Annotated in this window: 17 protein-coding genes; 7 read left to right on the top strand and 10 right to left on the bottom strand. The window is 65.5% G+C overall.

The features are described 5' to 3' along the window. Positions 1-107 precede the first annotated feature (107 nt). The 4 genes from AC0L4C_RS18665 to AC0L4C_RS18680 all read left to right on the top strand — a co-directional run bounded on the left by AC0L4C_RS18665 (position 108) and on the right by AC0L4C_RS18680 (position 2,800). Entirely contained in the window at positions 108-1,427 is a 1,320-nt protein-coding gene (locus tag AC0L4C_RS18665) for a TIGR03808 family TAT-translocated repetitive protein (RefSeq protein ID WP_473401240.1), read from the top strand. Between the two features lie 32 nt (positions 1,428-1,459). Beyond that, positions 1,460-2,290 carry an isocitrate lyase/PEP mutase family protein gene (locus AC0L4C_RS18670; protein ID WP_473401241.1) on the top strand — a complete coding sequence of 277 codons (831 nt, stop codon included), beginning with the start codon at positions 1,460-1,462 and terminating at the stop codon, positions 2,288-2,290. 68 nt (positions 2,291-2,358) lie between these two features. Next, positions 2,359-2,604 (top strand): DUF1902 domain-containing protein, encoded by a 246-nt coding sequence (locus AC0L4C_RS18675; RefSeq protein ID WP_473401242.1) that lies wholly within the window; start codon positions 2,359-2,361, stop codon positions 2,602-2,604. Between the two features lie 25 nt (positions 2,605-2,629). Further along, complete coding sequence (locus tag AC0L4C_RS18680) at positions 2,630-2,800, top strand: type II toxin-antitoxin system HicA family toxin (protein ID WP_473403556.1); 171 nt, start codon at positions 2,630-2,632, stop codon at positions 2,798-2,800. 4 nt (positions 2,801-2,804) lie between these two features. Here the strand turns inward: AC0L4C_RS18680 and AC0L4C_RS18685 are convergent, their stop codons facing one another. The 4 genes from AC0L4C_RS18685 to AC0L4C_RS18700 all read right to left on the bottom strand — a co-directional run bounded on the left by AC0L4C_RS18685 (position 2,805) and on the right by AC0L4C_RS18700 (position 5,953). Next, complete coding sequence (locus tag AC0L4C_RS18685; protein WP_473401243.1) at positions 2,805-3,596, bottom strand: hypothetical protein; 792 nt, start codon at positions 3,594-3,596, stop codon at positions 2,805-2,807. Between the two features lie 97 nt (positions 3,597-3,693). After that, entirely contained in the window at positions 3,694-4,707 is a 1,014-nt protein-coding gene (locus AC0L4C_RS18690; protein WP_473401244.1) for an asparaginase, read from the bottom strand. Between the two features lie 120 nt (positions 4,708-4,827). Further along, positions 4,828-5,169 carry an SH3 domain-containing protein gene (locus AC0L4C_RS18695; RefSeq protein ID WP_473401245.1) on the bottom strand — a complete coding sequence of 114 codons (342 nt, stop codon included), beginning with the start codon at positions 5,167-5,169 and terminating at the stop codon, positions 4,828-4,830. 172 nt (positions 5,170-5,341) lie between these two features. Next, positions 5,342-5,953 carry a hypothetical protein gene (locus AC0L4C_RS18700; RefSeq protein ID WP_473401246.1) on the bottom strand — a complete coding sequence of 204 codons (612 nt, stop codon included), beginning with the start codon at positions 5,951-5,953 and terminating at the stop codon, positions 5,342-5,344. 338 nt (positions 5,954-6,291) lie between these two features. On the opposite strand from AC0L4C_RS18700, the gene AC0L4C_RS18705 reads away from it, so the two are divergent. Next, the gene (locus AC0L4C_RS18705) at positions 6,292-6,822 is read left to right on the top strand and encodes a tetratricopeptide repeat protein (protein WP_473401247.1); all 531 of its coding nucleotides are present in this window, start codon (positions 6,292-6,294) and stop codon (positions 6,820-6,822) included. 81 nt (positions 6,823-6,903) lie between these two features. On the opposite strand, the gene AC0L4C_RS18710 is transcribed toward AC0L4C_RS18705, so the two are convergent. From AC0L4C_RS18710 to cpaB, 3 genes are read right to left on the bottom strand one after another with little or no spacing between them, the layout of a single operon-like run. Beyond that, complete coding sequence (locus tag AC0L4C_RS18710; RefSeq protein WP_473401248.1) at positions 6,904-7,143, bottom strand: hypothetical protein; 240 nt, start codon at positions 7,141-7,143, stop codon at positions 6,904-6,906. Beyond that, complete coding sequence (locus AC0L4C_RS18715) at positions 7,140-8,552, bottom strand: type II and III secretion system protein family protein (protein ID WP_473401249.1); 1,413 nt, start codon at positions 8,550-8,552, stop codon at positions 7,140-7,142. The genes AC0L4C_RS18710 and AC0L4C_RS18715 overlap by 4 nt, the downstream gene beginning before the upstream one ends. Positions 8,553-8,593: 41 nt before the next feature. Beyond that, the gene (gene cpaB / locus AC0L4C_RS18720) at positions 8,594-9,589 is read right to left on the bottom strand and encodes a Flp pilus assembly protein CpaB (RefSeq protein ID WP_473401250.1); all 996 of its coding nucleotides are present in this window, start codon (positions 9,587-9,589) and stop codon (positions 8,594-8,596) included. 446 nt (positions 9,590-10,035) lie between these two features. Here cpaB and AC0L4C_RS18725 point away from each other — a divergent pair, with 446 nt between their 5' ends. Both AC0L4C_RS18725 and AC0L4C_RS18730 read left to right on the top strand, forming a co-directional pair. Next, a complete protein-coding gene (locus AC0L4C_RS18725) occupies positions 10,036-10,890 on the top strand; it encodes an NAD-dependent epimerase/dehydratase family protein (protein WP_473401251.1) in 855 nt (284 codons plus the stop codon). Continuing rightward, entirely contained in the window at positions 10,890-11,756 is an 867-nt protein-coding gene (locus AC0L4C_RS18730) for a sugar phosphate isomerase/epimerase family protein (protein WP_473401252.1), read from the top strand. The genes AC0L4C_RS18725 and AC0L4C_RS18730 overlap by 1 nt, the downstream gene beginning before the upstream one ends. A 132-nt stretch (positions 11,757-11,888) precedes the next feature. On the opposite strand, the gene AC0L4C_RS18735 is transcribed toward AC0L4C_RS18730, so the two are convergent. Genes AC0L4C_RS18735 through AC0L4C_RS18745 form a run of 3 tightly spaced genes read right to left on the bottom strand, consistent with a single transcriptional unit; the run spans position 11,889 to position 17,106 of the window. Next, complete coding sequence (locus AC0L4C_RS18735; protein WP_473401253.1) at positions 11,889-13,343, bottom strand: M81 family metallopeptidase; 1,455 nt, start codon at positions 13,341-13,343, stop codon at positions 11,889-11,891. Between the two features lie 32 nt (positions 13,344-13,375). After that, entirely contained in the window at positions 13,376-15,256 is a 1,881-nt protein-coding gene (locus AC0L4C_RS18740; RefSeq protein ID WP_473401255.1) for an ABC transporter ATP-binding protein, read from the bottom strand. Further along, the gene (locus AC0L4C_RS18745; RefSeq protein WP_473401256.1) at positions 15,253-17,106 is read right to left on the bottom strand and encodes an ABC transporter ATP-binding protein; all 1,854 of its coding nucleotides are present in this window, start codon (positions 17,104-17,106) and stop codon (positions 15,253-15,255) included. Before AC0L4C_RS18745 ends, AC0L4C_RS18740 begins: the two co-directional genes overlap by 4 nt. Positions 17,107-17,224: the final 118 nt, after the last annotated feature.

Genomic DNA, 17,224 nt, shown 5'->3' on the forward strand with positions numbered 1-17,224 from the left:
GCCTGCCCGCCCGGCGCCGCTGCCCAAGGCCTGTCTTCTGGGGATGATCTTCACCATTGTCAGCGGGAATGCTCCCAAAATCCGGCGCTTGAGCCTAAAGTCGGGACATGATGCCGAGCCGCCGTACTCTCCTTGCCGCCCTCGCAGCCGCGACCGTCACCCCGGTCATGGCGCAGTCGCTGGACGGCAGCCAGATGGGAATCACTGCCGATGGCAGCGACCAGAGCGCCGTGCTGCAGGACGCGCTGCTGCGCGCCGCTGCCGAGGGCCGGCCGCTGTTCCTGCCTGCCGGGACCTATTTCGTCACCAATCTGCTGCTGCCCAGCGACGTGATGGTCGAGGGCGTGCCGGGGGCCACGGTGCTGGCCGCCTCGGCCAGTGATCCGGTGGCCCGGATTTCGGGCAATACCGATGTCACCCTGCGCGGCCTGACCTTTGCCGGCGGCACCGGCGGACCGGGAGGCGACGGCGGCCTGCTCGAGATCAATGCCAGCGACAACATCGCCATCGAGAACTGCGCCTTTACCGGCAACGCCGGCAATGGCCTGACCGTGAGGGACGCGGCCGCCAGCATTGTCGGCTGCCATTTCGACAGCCACGCCCAGGCCGGCATCTTTTCCGTCGACAGCCGCGGCCTGCGCATTGCCGACAACAGGGTGCGCGACTGCGGCAATGGCGGCATCCTGATCTGGTCGAGCGAGGTCCGCCGCGACGGCTCGATCATCACCGGCAACTCGATCGAGCGGATCGACTGGAAGGCCGGCGGCAACGGCCAGAACGGCAATGGCATCAATATCTTCCGTGCCGCCGAGGTGATCGTTGCCAACAATCACATCGCCGATTGCGCCTTCACCGCCGTGCGCCTCAATGCCAGCCGCGACTGCCAGGTGAGCGGCAATGTCTGCGTCAATTGCGGGGAAGTGGCGATCTTTTCCGAGTTCGGCTTTTCCGGCTCGGTCATCGCCAACAACCTGATCGACAATGCCGCCACCGGCATCTCGATCACCAATCTGGATTCCGGCGGCAACCTCGCGGTCTGCACCGGCAATATCGTGCGCAACATCTCGGAGACCTCGGCAGTCAATCCCGACACGCGCGGCGTCGGCATCTACGCCGAAGCCGAAACCGTGGTCTCGGCCAATACCGTCAGCACGGTCGCCGGCTTCGGCATCGTCGCCGGCTTCGGCCCCTACCGCCGCAACGTGGTGATCACCGGCAACACCATTTCCGCCGTGACCTACGGCATCGGCGTCAGTGTGGTCGACGAGGAGCCGTCCGGTCCGGTCAGTGTCACCGACAACCAGATCTCGCAGGCCGCGTCAGGCAATATCGTGGGCATGCGCTGGCAGGACCTGGTCGAACCCGATCTCGCCACCAATGCCGCGAAGTATCGCAACGTCGTCGTCAGCGGCAACCAGGTCGGCTGACCGGCCGCCCTGCGCCTTTCAGAGGATCCCCCATGCTCGCCGATCGTCACGAGAGTTTCCTTGCGCTGCACCAGAGCGGGTGCTTCGTCATTCCCAACCCGTGGGATATCGGCTCGGCCCGCATGATGGCCGCCTCCGGCGCCAGGGCGCTGGCCACCAGTTCGGCCGCCCTCGCCTTCACGCTGGGCCGCCCCGACATGGGCCGGGTCAGCCGCGAGGAGTCGCTGCTGCATGCCGAAACCATGGTGCGCGCCACGGCGCTGCCGGTGTCGGGCGATTTCGAGAACGGCTTTGCCGACGCCCCCGACGATGTCGCCGAGACCATCCGGCTGGCAGCCGAAGTCGGGCTCTCGGGCTGCTCGATCGAGGATACGCAGATGGTCGAGGGCAACCCGGCCTATGCGTTCGACCTCGCCGTCGACCGCATCCGGGCCGCCGCCGACGCGGCCCGCTCGCTCGGGCGCCCCTTCGTGCTCTGCGCCCGCGCCGATGGCGTCATGAACGGCGCCTACGATCTCGACGAGGGCATCCGCCGCATCCAGGCTTTCGAGGCCGCCGGGGCCGACCTGCTCTATGTCCCCGTGCCGCCCGGTGCCGACGAGCTGCGCCGCGTCGTCGCCGCTGTCGACAAGCCCGTCAACGCCCTCGCCGTCGGGCCATTGGCCAAGCTCAGCGTCAGCGAACTCGCCGGCATCGGCGTCCGCCGCATCTCGACCGGCTCGATGATCTCCCGGCTGACGCACGCCGCGATCGCCCAGGCCATGGACAGCATTTACGAGGCCGGCAATTTTGCCGCCTTCGCCGGCGCCGCCTCCGGCAAGCGCATCAACGAGATGCTGGAGAAGGGTGCTGCGGGGGCGTGACCGTCACTCAAGCACCCTATGGCAAAGGCGCGACTTCGAGCATAAGTTGAAGGCCAAGGAGTGCGCAGATGAGCCGAAAAGCCTTCACGATCCGCGCGGTCTGGGATGACGAGGCCGCCGTCTACTATGCCGACAGCGATATCATCGGCCTGCACGTCGAGGCCAAGACGCTGGATGAGTTCGAAGCGGTGATCTTCGACGTTGCGTCGGAACTGGTCATTGCCAACCATCTGTCCGCAGACGATCTGGCCAGCAAGTCCCTCAAGGACGTCCTGCCCGCTATCGTCTGGGAGCGTCCACGGCAAGTCGCCTGACGTGGTTGCGGGCTACTTCAAGGCTGTGACTGCCGAACTGCGGCGTCTTGGCTTTTCCTATAGCTCGAATGCGAAAGGATCCCATGAGAAGTGGGCAAACGCCGCGGGCAGAATTCTTATCGTCCCGCGCCATCTCTACTCAAGACACACCGCCAACGGCATCCTGAAGGACGCCGGCAGCGATCTTCGCCTCTAGCGTCTCACAAACTCGTCGACGCCTGCCCCGACATCTGCCAGTGGCCGTCTGCACCCTGGCTGAAGCACACGCCCGCCGCCCATGGCTTTTCCAGCGCCACCGTTTCGAAATTGACGAAGGCCGAGCCGCCCTCGGGCAGGTGCACGGCAATCCAGCGGCCCGGTGCATCGGTATCGTAGTCGAGCGCATAGAGCCGGTCGGGCTCCAGCGTCGCGACCACCGGCGAGGCCGCATCGGTTGCGGCGTGCAGTTCCGTCGGCGCATCGACATAGAAAAAGCCCGAGCTCTGCACGCCCAAGGCGTCCGCCAGCGTTTGCAGACCGTTCTGGTCGAAGCTGCGATAGGCGTAGGTGCAGATCGAGTCCTTGAACATCGGATCGCGGCCCCATTGCGGCGCGTCGTCGACAAAACCGAGGATGTACTGGCGCTCGGCGTCGATGGCGATGCGCGTCGATTCCGCCTTGTCGTCGGTCAGAGGCAGGTCACCCCCGGTATTATAGGCCAGCTCCTCGAGCATCTGTTCGATGCCGTCAAAGGGTCCGAGCACGTCCCTGCGCCGCGGGATGGCCAGCTCGAGCGCGCCGTCGACAACGGTTACTTCCGGGGCGAGGCCGCTCGCAATGCCGGCGCCGTCGCCCGATTTCAGCGCCGCCACGAACGCGGCGACATCCGCCAGCATCTCCGCCGAAGGCTCGACCCGCTCCGGCGCTGCAAGCTCGGGCGGCGCATAAGGCGCGCCGGCCACGGCAGGCGTCACCAGGGTCAGGACAGCAACAGCAACAAGCAGATGACGCACGTCAAACCTCCAGATTGGGCCGCCGATCCTGCGGCCGTTCAGACATGAGACGCCACCCGCTCAGCAAAGCTTGGGGATGGATGCAGAAAACCCCGCCTCAGCCCGCCAGTGCCGCCGTCGGTCGCATCTCGCCGACGTCGAACTTGCGGACATTGCGGATGGTCTGCCGGGCAAGGCGGTCGAGCACCTGGCGCTGCGCCGCATCCGGATCGGCAAAGCGCAGCAGCAGGTTGGCGACGGCCAGCTGGCTCGCCTGCATGTTGCCGTCATCGATCTTGAGGGCATAGCCCCAGCCCTTGTCGCGGATGGCGCCGCATTGCACGCCTTCCGCGCCGCCCTTCTGCATCACCCTGCCGCCAAAGGCGCGCATCACCAGCGTATCGAGATGATCGGTACCGGCGACGAGATGCGGATGCGCGGTGGCGGCATCGAAAATGCGCCTTGCCGCACTGGCGAGATCGTCGGGCAGTCCCTGCCCCGTCGCCATCCGGGCAAAGCCCTGCGCAAAATTGTGCAGTGGCGCCGCCCAGGTCGGGATCGAGCAGCCATCGCGCCCGCACTGGTCGACCGAGAGCGTCGCGCCGGTGACCGTCTCGATCGCCTTGCGCACCGCGATCTGCACCGGGTGGTCGCGCTCGACGTAATTTTCGGTGGGCACGCCGAGCGCCAGCGCCACGCTGAGCATGCCCGAATGCTTGCCCGAGCAATTGTTGTGCAGGGCCGTCGGATGGCCGCCGGCCGCCCGCATGGCGTCGCGGGCTGGCGCGAAGGTCGGGGCATGGGCGCCGCATTCCAGCGCCTCCGGGGTCAGGCCGACATGGCCGAGAAACGCCTCGACCCCCGCCACATGGAAATCCTCGCCCTGATGGCTGGCGCAGGCGAGCGCCAGTTCCTCGTCGCTCAGGTCGAACCTGCCGAGCGAACCGGAACTGACCATGGCCAGCGCCTGCATCGACTTGATGGCCGAGCGCGGGAAGACCGGCCGGGAGAAGTCCCCGGCGCTGGCAATGATCTGCCCTGCGGCATCGGCGATCACATAGGTGCCGCGGTGGCGGTTCTCGACGAAGTCGCCGCGGGTCTGCTCAACAAGAATGGGATTGGCGTCTGACATGAAAAAAAGGGCCCGGTGGTTCCCTCTTGGGACAACACCGGGCCATCAAAGTCAACGTCTGGAGGTCAGTCGATAGTCAGTGCATGGGAGGTCAGTCGGTCGGCACGTCGGAGGCAAAACCTAGATATCGGTGTCGTAGGCGAGTTCGAGATAGCGGGAGTTGACCCAGCCGCGCTGCGCGCCACGCTCGACGAGGCACCAGTCGGAGCCACCGTCCTCGTTGATGATGCAGCGCTCGACCCAGACATGGACCTGCGGCGAGAGCGCGCCGGTCTTCTGCGAATAGGCAGCGGGCCACTTGCGGATATTGAGCACGTCCCAGTGCCGCACGCCCGTCACCTGGGCCGGCGCGTCGACAGTGTAGCCGGCAGCCATGGCGGGCTGGACGGCGAAGGCGGCAGCGCTGCAGATTACGAGACCGGCGAGCGTGGCAACCAGCAGCTTTTCTTGAACCTTGTTCATGTCAGTTCCCCTCGGGGAGTTGCGTTTGTTGTCCCCGTTCTAGCGGGGCGGCCTTGAACCGCCCCTGAGACCCGCATTCATTTTCCGTTCATCCGGCAAGCCCGCTCCAGGCCCAAGAAAAAGGGCGGGAGCCGCTGCTCCCGCCCGCAATTTTCCGAGTCTGGCGAAGCGCTTAGCTGCGCTTGTGGACAAACAGGATGGCGTTGCCGTCCTTGTCCCAGTCGATGCCGACCACGTCGCCGGCACGATAAGCGGTCTGCCCGAGCTTGGAGCGGATCAGGTCGTTGGCCTTGAGCGACGGCTCCAGCGCGTAGGCATTGCCGCCCTCAACCAGCACCGGCTGCAGACCGGTCAGCGACTTCTCCTCGCAGATCGGTGTCAGCGTCACCTTGCGCGGATTGCCGAAGCTGTCGATCTCGGCTGCGCTGACCTGCGGCAGGCGTTCAAGGCGCGCCTCGCAGGCCCGGAGATTGGCGGCCGCCTGCTTGGCCGGGTCGCCGCCGGGCTTTCCACCCGGATTGTCGCCCGGATTGTCGGGGTTACCCGGGTCATCCGGGTTGCCCGGATCGTCGGGATTGCCCGGATCACCGGGGTCGTCACCGCCCTTCGGATCATCAGGGATAAACGGGTCGCCCGGCTCGGTCGGCTGGCCGCCGCCGCCTCCTCCGCCGCCGCCGCAGTTGACTGTGCAGCGAGGCGCGGCAGCAAACTGCGCGAAGGTGGGGGCGGTATAGATTGCGATGACGCCGACTGCGAGCAGAGCGGCAAGTGTGAGATTTTTCATCTGTTTGGTCCGTCTGTTGGGCAGCGCGGGTCTGCTGAAGGGATCAAGCCGCTCGCCGCCGGTTGGGTGCGTCGAACACCGTGTTCGATGGCGCCCTTTTGACCGCTCGCCGTTGAACGGCGGCTGAGATCGGCATTCACAGATTGTTCACCACGCCGAAGCGCCACCAACTGCCTGCAATTTGAAGCATTCGCGAAAAGGCGGTGTTAGGGACAGCTTGCAGAAAAGTCGCCCAACCCCCCGGAATAACTGGTCCTTTACCAAGTCCGGACGGTCGTTCTGCTAGGCTCTCCTGACAATCGCGGGGCTCGCTCCGTCTTCTGCCAGGGGGCAAAACGATGTTCAGCCAATCCAACAAGTCGCCCAGGAGGTCGCTGGGGTTCCGTATGGGGGCAATCGCCCTGCTTGTCGTGCCGCTGGCCGCCTGCAGCGCTGCCGGGCTCGGCACCTATGGCAACAACCGCCTGCAAGTCGCCGAGCTCAAAAATCCGGGCAGCTACACCGCCGATACGGCGCTGGTCGAAGCCCGCGGGCATTTCCGCAACAACGATTTCGGCCACTCCGCCGCGCTCTACAAGCGCGTCGTCGAGCTGTCGCCGAATTCAGCCGAAGGCTATATCGGGCTCGGCGCCTCCTACGACCGCCTGCGGCGCTTCGATCTGTCGGACCGCGTCTATGCCTCGCTCTTTGCCATCTCGGGGGGCACGGCGCAGTACTACAACAATGTCGGTTACTCGCAGATGCTGCGCGGCAACCTGCGCGAGGCGGTCGGCAACTTCCGCAAGGCACAGAAGCTGGCGCCGGACAATCTGGTGATCGCCAATAATCTGCAGCTGGTGGCCCGTGCCGCGGCGACGGCCCGCACCTGACCCGTTCAGACGAAACGCTGAAATACAGAACGGCGGCCCTCGGGCCGCCGCTTCTTTATCCAGATCGTGTCTATCGCCGCGCTAGGGAACGATGACGCCGTCAGCGGGCTCCGGCACGATGACGACGCCGTTCTTGCCCAGCCCCTTGGTCTCGTATTGCGAGCCCTTGGTGGGGTTGGTGGTGTGGCGCTCGATATTGGCGCGCACCGCATCACCGGCACTGTAGGCGACGCGGTCGGTGCGCTGCAGGTAGTCATAGGCACAGCCGCCGAGGGCAAGCGCCAGCCCGAGGGCGGCGCCGATACGGATCAAGCGGTTCAAATGCCTTCTCCCAGGTCGATGATGAAGCCATAGGGTCCGGAGACGCCGGCGCCGGACTGGAAGGTGTCGATCATCTTGGGCGTCACTTCCATCTGCCCGAAGGCGAAGAACTCGACGTCATTGGCCGGCATGGTCTGGTCGAGCGGCGTGGCCACCACCTGCCCCGGCGTCGATGGCTGCACCAGCCGCGGGGTGACGATCACCACCAGCTCGGTGTCATGCTTCTGGAATTTCGATGACTTGAACAGCGAGCCGAGGATCGGCACGTCGCCCAGCCATGGCAACTGGTTCTGCTTGAGGCCGGTCTCGCTCTGCAGCAGCCCGGCCACCGCAAAGCTCTGGCCGTCGCGCAGTTCCACCGTGGCGTCGAGGTTGCGGGTATTGAACACCGGGTCGCCCGCCGAGGTGAAGCCGTTGATGCCGCTGACTTCCGGGGTCAGATGGATCTGGATGCGGTCACCGTCGAGCACAACCGGGGCAAACTTCAGCCGCACGCCGAAATCGCGATATTCGATGGTCTGGTTGCCGTTGGAATCGGGCACCCGGATCGGGATCTGGCCACCGGCGAGGAAACTGGCATCGACGCCCGAGAGGGTGGTCAGGTTCGGCTCGGCCAGGGTCCGCACCAGGTTCTTGGATTCGAGGGCATTGATGGTGGCCGAGAGGCTGATTCCGGCCGCGCCGGAGATGACGCTGGTGATAAAGGACGAGAAGGTCTGGGCGCCGGCCGTCGGGCTGTCGGCGCCGGTGCTGCCGATGCGGGTCTGCATGCCGCCGACGCTACCGCCCCACTGGATGCCGAGTTCGCGGCCGGCATCGCGCTGGGCCTCGAGGATGCGCACCTCGAGATTGACCTGCTGACCGCCGGTCAGGGTCATGGTGTTGATCACCGCCGGGCTGCCATACTGCGCCACGATCTCGAGCGCCTTCTGCATCGAATAGTCGTCGGCGACCGACCCCGACAGCCGCACGCGGCCGTTCACGGTGTCCACCTTGACACTGGAATTGGGCAGCGCCGCCTTGATCGAGCGGGTCATGTCGCCGACATCGGCGCCGACTTCGACCGCCAGCAGCCCCACCGGCGCACCGCTTTCAGAGAAGAGATTGACCGTCGTGGTGCCGAAGGTGCGGCCGACCAGATAGAGCGACCGGGCGGTGATCGGCTGCGCTTCGGCCACAGTGTTGTCGGCCGAGACCACCTTGCCTACCGGGCCCGAGATGGTCACCGTCACCGCCTGCGACACTGGCAGGTTGATCCGCATCACCGAAGTGGTGGCGAGATCGTAGTGCACGGTCTGCGCCTGCGCCGGGCCGGCGAGCAGCAGAAAGACCAGCAGCAGCGCTGACCAGGTCAGCATGGCGAGCGTCCGGCCGCGGTGGACGGCCACAAGCGTCTGGGATTTTGACATTTCGGTTCGGGACCTGCTGGGGATCGGGTGCAACATGATCATCACCTCGACCAGAATGGGCTGGAGGCGCGGATCGCCTGGTTGGCTGCCAGTTCCTCGCTGGAGATATTGGCATCGAGATCGGTGACCGATCGCAACACCATCGACAGCCGACCGATGGCCACGGCATTGATCACCAGTTCGGCTTCGGCCGGCGTCAGTTCGAGCGTCGCCAGCGCATCGCCATCGAAGATGTCGGTCTGCGACTCGTCCCTGACCGCCTCGCTGCCCTGCTGGCCGAGTTGGCCGTTGAGGGCGAGAACGCGCACATTGCGGAGGATGGTTTCCGTCGCCTGGCTGGTTTCGAATATCCGTGTGGCGACAAGGTCGACCCGGTCGTTGGGGGCGATGAAGCCCCCCGAGGCCGAGGCGGCCTTGACCGGCACCGAGACGGCGCGCTTGCCGGTGGCGAGGACGCTCGCCAGATAGCTGCCGCCGGGCGCCACGAGTTTCTGTTCGAGGATCGGTTCGCCGGGCAGGATCTCGGTGCGCACCACCGAGCCTTCCATGTCGGTGATCGCGTCGGGCGTCGCCGATTGCGTCACAAAGCCTGCCGGCACGGCATTTTCCGGCCAGTCGATCCATTCCAGCGCCGAGGCGGTGACGCGCTGGCCGACGGCGATGGTGTCTTTGGCGACCAGCACCTGAGTGGTCGGCGCGGCAACCACCTGCGTCACCACTTCGGGTGCCGGCGGCTCGGGCGGCTGGATGGTGGTGGCGAGATAGGCGGCAACACCGCCGGCAAGCAGCGCCACGGAAACGAGGATCACCCGCGACGGGGTGAAACCACGGCCGAAGCTGCGGCCGCGCAGGCCGCCGAAATTGCGGTCCTCGACCTTGGAGATGAGATTCTGCAGCGCCTGTTCGCGCAGCGAGTCCATGCCGCGCCGGGCCGAGCGGCCCTCGTCCGGCTTGGGTCGGAAGCTGGGGCGCTGCGGCGCGATCTGCTCGACTTCGGGCTCCGGGTCGAAGCGGTCCCGTTCAAAGGCCTGTTCCATTACGTCAAGCTCCGGTTCCGGGGCGGGATCAGGCACAAGAAATGCGTCGACTGGCTTGGGCTGGGAGCGCCGCAGGCTGAGCGACGGGCCGGTGGCGAGGACGCGCTCATTGGCAGCACGCAACCCCTGGCTTTCGTCATCCATTCTGGCAGCGACGGTTTGAGTACGCCGTAGCAAAAGTTCCTCGCATAAGAGGCCTATAGAAACTGGCTGATCCGGTGTCCGGCCGGTAAGCCCCACGCCAGCCATACTGGCCGAAAAATGCTCACGGTTTCGCTCCAAAGCCGCGACAGTTGCAGTGCTGACGTCAACCAATGCTTCACCATGCCGGGCCGCCGCCGCTGTCCCCGGGCCACTGCCTTTCATCGTGTTCTCACGATCGTCCCATTTACCCCGTCGACGCCCGCCGCTAGGCTTGCCGCAAGCAACAAGAACAGGAGGATGTCATGGCAAGAGTTCTGGTGACCGGCGGCAGCGGCAAGCTCGGCAAAGCCGTACTCAAGGACCTGGTGGCCAACGGCTATTCGGTGCTCAACATCGACCAGACCGTGCCGCGCGACGCCGTCTGCCCGACGGTGCGCATCGATCTTTCCGATTTCGGCCAGGTGATGGAGGCCATGCTCGGGGTCGACGAGCGGGGCGGGCCATTCGACGCGGTTGTGCACCTGGCGGCGATCCCGGCGCCCGGCCAGTTCTCCAATTCCCGCACCTTCAAGAACAATGTGCCCTCGAGCTACAATGTGTTCGAGGCGGCCCGGCAGGCCAGGATCAAGACCGTGGTGTTCGCCTCCAGCGAAACCGTGCTCGGCCTGCCCTTCGACACGCCGCCGCCCTACATCCCGGTGGACGAGGAGTACTTCCCGCGGCCCGAGAGCGCCTATTCGCTCGGCAAGCTGCTCGACGAGACCATGGCCGGGCAATATTGCCGCTGGGATCCCGAGCTGAAGATGGTCGGCCTGCGCTTTTCCAACGTCATGGATGTCGAAGACTACAAGGCCTTCCCTGCCTTCGATGCCGATCCGCGCCAGCGCAAGTGGAACCTCTGGGCCTATATCGATGCCCGCGACGGCGCCCAGGCGGTGCGCCGCGGCATCGAGGCCGAGTTCAAGGGCTTTGAGGCCTTCATCATCGCCAATGCCGACACCGTCATGCGGCGGGACAACAAGTCCCTCGTTGCCGAGGTCTTCCCCGATGTGCCGATCAAGGGCAGCCTGTCACCGCACGGCACCCTGCTCTCCATCGACAAGGCCAAGCGGCTGCTCGACTACAACCCCCAGCACAGCTGGAAGAACCACGTCTGATGATCCGACTTGGAGGACACGGCCTGCCGGTCGGCACTGACGATCCGCAGCTGCTGGCGCGCGCCCATGTCGAGCATGGCTATGGCGCCGCCTACGTGCCGGCGACGCTCACAGCGGCCGACACGCAGAGGCTCGCCGACTTCGAAGCGGCCTTTGCCGCTGCCGACGTGATGCTGGCCGAGGTCGGCGTCTGGCGCAATCTCGTCAGCCCCGACGACGCGGTGCGCAAGGCCAATCTCGCCTACGCCGCCGACAAGCTCGCCGTGGCCGACGCGGTCGGCGCCGGCTGCGCCGTCAGCTATATCGGCTCCCTCAAGTCCGGCACCAATCACGAGCCGGCCCTCGAGAACTTCGGCCCGGAGGCCTTTGACGCCTGCGTCGAGACGGCCCGCTATCTCATCGACACCGTCAAGCCGAAGCGGGCGAAGTTCGCGCTCGAGATGATGCAGAACTCCCTGCCCGACAGCGTCGACAGCTATGTCGACCTGATCAGGGCAGTGGATCGCCCGATGTTCGGGGCGCATCTCGATCCGGTCAACCTGGTGATGACGCCGCGCGTCTACTGGAACACGGGGGCGCTGATCCGCGAGTGCTTCGACAAGCTCGGGGCGCACCTCGTCTCCTGCCATGCCAAGGACATCGTCCTGCATCCCGAGGCAGCGCTGCATCTGGACGAATGCCAGATCGGCGAGGGTGCGCTCGACTACCGCGAATATCTCACCCAGCTCGACCGCCTGCCCCACGACGTACCGCTGCTCACCGAGCACCTGAGCACCCCCGAAGAGTACACCACCGCCCGCGACCGCATCTTCGCCACCGGCGACGCCATCGGCGTCACCTTCAGGCACCGCACCAAAACCGAGTAGTCGGCGCTCCCCTCCCCCTTGAGGGGAGGGGTTGGGGGTGGGGGTCCATCATTGGACCACCGCACCACCCCCACCCTCGTTCCCTCCCCTCAAGGGGGAGGGAGGCGAAAACGCGAGAGCGGGGACAATCCCCTACGCCCAGGGATCCTCGATCCGCGGCCAGATCTGTGTCGGGGCCTTCTTGTAGGCCGTGACCCGCGGGTTATTCGGATAGGGCGACCCGGCCTCGCAATAGAGCACCTCGGAGGCAAATTTCGAGAAGTCGGCGTAGAAATGGTTGGTCGATTTGACCACCAGCACGGCCTTCTCCTCAGGAACGATACCGACCGCCGAAAACACGGTGCGCTCGAAGGCCTGACTGCGCGTGGAATTGAGCACCACCTCGATGCCCGCCACCTCGATCAGCGCCGCGTCGCCCATCGGCACCATGCTGGCGCCAAACGTCTGCTCGGCGCCGCGCACCAGCCGCTTGACCAGCACTTCGGCGTCGATCGGATCGCCGCAACCGGGGGCCGACTTGGCGCCGAAGCGCAGCGGCACGCGGGCGCCCTCGCCGGCAACGAAGCAGAGCCTGACCGCGATCGGGTCCCAGATCGTCGCCAGCGCGGCGTTCTCGACCCTGGCATCGATCAGCGCCTGCAGCAGCACCGTGGCATCACCGGCGACGCCCCCGCCGGGATTGTCCCAGGTGTCGGAGATCACTACCGGGCCGGGCAGTTCGCGCGCCCGGGCGATCGCCGCTTCCGGCGACAGCATCTTGGGCATCACCTTGCCGCGCATCTCGAACACCTCGCGGCCGAGGCGTTCGGCCAGCGCCGCGCCGTAGGCGGCGTCGCCATCGGTGACGACCAGCATCCTGGTGCCCATTTCGGGCACGTCGGCGGCCATGAAGCCGTGCACCAGCGAGACGGACAGAACCTTGGCGTCGTCGCGCTCCAGCGCAAACAGGCGGTCGACAAAGTCGCGCATCGGCTGGCGCGAGGTCGGGAAGACGTCGATCATCCGGCAATCGAAGACCGACATGACAGGCGCGATCTCGTCGCGGATCGCCCGCACCAGCAGATCGACCACCTCGGCGCCGCGCTGGACGAAATCGGTATGCGGAAATTCCTTGAAGGCGACGATGACATCAGCGCCCGCCACCCGCTTGGCCGTCAGATGGCTGTGCGGATCGATGCCGACCGAGATCTTCGTCCCGGGTCCGACGAGTTCGCGGATGCGGCCGATCAGGTCGCCCTCGGGATCGTCATAGCCCTGCGCCACCATGGCGCCGTGCAGGCAGAGCGCCACGCCATCCACCGGCAACGCCGCCCGCAGCTGCTCGAGGATTTCGTCGCGCAGGTCTTCATAGGCCTGCCGCGCCACCAGCCCGCCGGGATCGGCCCAGGCCGTGGTCCCCTCGATCAGTTCGAACTCGCCCGTCGCGGCGCGCTTGCGCGCCTCGGTGAGCGGCGCCGTGCACAGCGTCGGCGTCGCCGGATGCTGGTACGGGCGCGCCAGCAGGCTGGCTTGGAAGTCCTCCATGCCGATGAAGATCGGCGAGAAGGTGTTGACCTCGGTGGCGATGCCGGCAACGAAAATACGCATGCGGGAGCAATAGCCTGCAGGCAGCGCCGCCGCTAGGTCTGACTTGCGGTGACCTGTTCGACCAGTTCTTCCGGGATATCGTCGAACGAGGCGTAGTTCATGTTGTAGAGCTTGGCATAAAGCCCCTGCTTGGCCATCAGCTCGTCGTGACTGCCGCTTTCGGCCACTTCGCCCGACGCCAGGACGATAATGCGGTCGGCATTGCGGATGGTGGCGAGGCGGTGGGCGATGACCAGGCCAGTGCGGCCCTCGAGCACCTTGACCAGCGCCTTCTGGATCAGCATTTCGGTGTAGCTGTCGATATTGGCCGTTGCCTCGTCGAGCACCAGAATCTTGGCGTCCGCCACCAAAGCTCTGGCAAAGCTGAGCAACTGCCGCTGGCCCTGCGAGAGGTTGCCGCCGCGCTGCTCGAGCTGGGTGTCATAGCCCTGGGCCAGACGCATGATGAAGTCATGCGCACCAACGGCCTTGGCGGCCTCGACCACCTGATCGCGGGTGGCTTCGGTCTTGTGGTAGCGGATATTGTCGATCACCGAGCCGGAGAACAGGAAGCTGTCCTGCAGCACCATGGCCACCTGCTCGCCCAGCGAGTCCTGGGTCAGGTCGCGCACGTCGTAGCCACCCACCGTCACCGAGCCGTCCCAGACGTCATAGAAGCGGTGCACCAGCGCCATCGAGCTGGTCTTGCCCGAACCGGTGGGGCCGACCAGGGCGACGGTCTCGCCCGGGTTCACGCGGAAGCTGACATTTTTCAGGATCGGCAGGTCCTTGCGGTAGCCGAAGGTCACGTTCTTGAACTCGACCGAGCCGTCCATGTCGGGCGACAGCACCTTGGCGTCGGGCTTGTCGGTGATCTCCACCGGCACGTCGAGCACTTCGATGATGCGCTGGCCCGAGGCCATGGCGCGCTGCATCACCGAATACTGCATGGTGAGCGAGCGGATCGGATCGAAAAAGCGCTGGATGTAGAACAGGAAGGCCACCATGACGCCGACGTCGAGGCCGCCGTTCAGCACCATCTGGCCGCCCACAACGATCACCGTGGCCATGGAAATGCCGGTCAGCGTGTCGACCACGGGCACCATCACCTGCGAATATTTCGCGGCAGTAAGGTGGGTCTTGAGGTTCTTCATCGCCTTTTCTTCGTAGAGGTCGAAATTGACCCTCTGACGCTCGAGGCTCTGGATGGTGCGGACGCCGTTGATGCCTTCGGCGAGGGCGCCGTTGGCCAGCGAGTTGGTTTCATGTGCCGCCATGAAGGCGCGCTTGGCCGGGGGCAGCCAAAACAGCCGGAAGACAAAGAGCAGCGGCATGGTGATCAGGGTCAGCAGCCCGAGCCGCAGGTCCATCCAAAGCAGCGCCACCACGATACCGAACAGCAGCAGGATATCGCCCACCGAGAGCACCGAGTTCTCCAGAAACTCCTGCATCGAGTTGACGTCGCCGGTCAGGCGCGACATCAGCCGGCCGACTTCGGTCTTGTCCATGAAGCTGAGCGACACGCGCTGCAACTGGGCGAACATGGCGCGCCGCATGTCGAACAGCACGTTCTCGGCGGCCTTGCCGACCACCAGTTCCTGGATATGGCTGGCGGCATAGTTGATCACCACGGCGATGGCAAAAACCACCACCGCAATGGTCAGCACGCTGCCGTCGGCACCCGGCGCCATGCCGTTGTCAATGGCGTAGCGGATGATCAGCGGGATCATCAACTGGATGCCGGTGAAGACCACGACCGCCACGATCGAGATCAGCATTTCCTTGCGGTAGGGCTGGACGAAGCTGAGAATGCGCCGCACGACGCGCGGGTCGTAGGCCTTGCCGAAGGCCTCTTCCTTTTCGCTATGCGATCCGACAACGGCCTTCAGGCGCCGCGGCTTGTCGGTATGGTCTTCCAAGGACTCGGCGGTCATTGCGCGGCTCCCAGTTCGATGTCGTCGGCGGGACGAACCTGCAATTCGTAGAGCCTGCTGTAGCGGCCACCCTGCTTGAGCAGTTCGTCGTGGGTGCCGCGCTCGACAATGCGGCCATTCTCGATGAACAGGATCAGGTCGGCATGCATGAGCGAGGACAGGCGGTGCGAGACGATCAGCGTCACCCGGTCCTGGGCGTAGCGCTTCATGGCGACGCGGATGCGCTGCTCGGTGCCGGCGTCGATGGCCGCGGTGGAGTCGTCGAACACCATCACCGCGGGCTTGAGCACGAGGCTGCGGGCAATGGCGAGGCGCTGGCGCTGGCCGCCCGACAGCGACATGCCACGTTCGCCGACAATGGTCTCATAGCCCGCCGGCAGCCCGGCCACGTAGTTGTGCAGCTGCGCCGACTCGGCCGCCCGCTCGATGCGCTGCTCGCGCGCCCATGGATTGCCGTAGGCGATATTGTTCTCGATGCTGGTGGTGAACAGGAAGCTGTCCTGCTGCACCACGCCCACCGCATTGCGCAGCGAGGTCAGGGTCACGTCGCGGATGTCCTGGCCGTCCAGGGTGATGCGGCCGCCGGTGACGTCGTAAAAGCGCGGGATGAGGTGGGCGATGGTCGACTTGCCGCTGCCCGGCGGGCCGACGATGGCGATCGTCTGGCCCTTGCGTCCCTCGAAGGAGACGTCCGTCAGCACCGGCCGTTCCGGCGCGCTGGGATAGGCGAAGCTGACATTTTCGAAGCGGATGGTGCCTTCGGTGACCTCGATCGGCTTGGCGCCCGGCTTGTCCTTGATGGCCAGCTCGAGATCGAGCAGCTGGAACAGGCGGGAGCCGCAGGTGGAGGCGCGGGCAAAGGAATTGACCAGCAGGCCGAGCTGGCGCACCGGCATCTGCAGGATGGTCATGAAGGTGAGGAACGAGGCCAGCGTGCCGACGCTGATTTCCTCGGCAATCACCTTCTGGCCGCCGACCCAGAGCACCAGCCCCATGGCGATAAAGAACGAGAAGTTCATCGAGCTGGTGGATTTGACGCGGATATTGGTGCGCTTGTGCGCCAGTTCCAGCGCATGGCGGCTGGCCTTGTCGAACTTGTTGAGCTCGTGCCAGCCGGCGGCGAAAGCCCGCACGACGCGGATGCCGCCGAGATTTTCTTCCATCACCCGCGACAGCTTGCCAAGGCGTTCCTGCAGTTCGAGCCAGGTGGCGCGCAGCGTCAGCTGGGCGACCGAGGAGCGCCAGGCGACGAAGGGCACGAAGGAGAGGCTCAGCAGCCCCATCACCACATCGGTCGAGAGCAGCAGATAGGCGCCGACGCCGATCAGGATGGTCAGCAGCACCAGCCGCACCAGCCCGGTGGAAAAGAACATGCGCACGCCCTCGATATCGAGGATGCCGAGCATGATCAGGTCGCCCGAGTGCACGCTGTCGTGGAAGGAATAGCTCAGCCGCTGCACCTTTTCGTAGGTGGCAAGGCGCAGTTCATAGGCGGCGCTCAGGCCCACCGATTCCGACAGGTAGTTCTGCACCAGGGTGAACAGGCCGCGCAGCACGGCGACGACCAGCAGCGTGATGGCGGTGAACCACAGGGCCGCTTCGCCGGCCGCGCCGCTGGTCAGCACGCCGGCCGACTGGTCGACCGCCTGTCCGAGCAGCCGCGGGATCAGCAGCTGCAGCGAGGCCGCAACCAAAGTCGCCAGCAGGCAGAACGTGACTTGCCAGGGATGCCGCAGATTAAGGCGCGTAATGCGCACCAATGTGCCCAGGCCCTGGCCCCAGCCAGCCGCTGCAACATGAGAAAAGGGATTTGTGCGCTCGTTGGCGCTCGCCACCGTATCGGTGTTCACGGGAATATCCAGACTATGTATTGAACGCGCATCCGGATAAGGAGCCCCAGTCTCCTCCGGGCTCGGCCTCATGCGCGTGAAAGCAGAATAAATTCATGAACCGGTTTGCCGACCGGTT

This window comes from Devosia sp. J20-27, from assembly GCF_055808595.1.